This is a genomic window from Gilvimarinus sp. 1_MG-2023 (assembly GCF_030548285.1).
Genome location: NZ_JAUOSC010000550.1, coordinates 1 through 327 on the forward strand (window position 1 = coordinate 1; position 327 = coordinate 327).

1 protein-coding gene is annotated in these 327 nt (G+C 56.0%); it reads left to right on the plus strand.

Annotated features, from left to right (window positions below):
• On the plus strand, positions 1 to 327 hold a 327-nt coding region (locus Q4563_RS18035), incomplete at both ends, for a hypothetical protein (protein WP_303605483.1).

The following is a 327-nucleotide window of genomic DNA, read 5'->3' on the forward strand; positions in this document are numbered from 1 at the left end:
GTGGGGAAGTTCCAATCCGGACGACCTACACGAACTTTGGTCAAAGTACCGATAGCAGTGCACTGGGTGACGCGCTGTTAAGCAGTACCGAGTTCAAGTCATACGGTATCGAGCTCACTGTCAGTGCGGTGATCGATGAGACCGATCATATCGCCTTGCAGCTGAACCCCAGTGTCTCCACGCCGGATACTGCGCTGTCCCAGCACATTACCGACAGTACCGGTTCGACACTGGACACCACGGCCTTTGATGTCCGCAGTATCAATACGTCAACCCGGCTGCGTGATGGCCAGCCACTGATATTGGGTGGCCTGGTATCGCGGGATC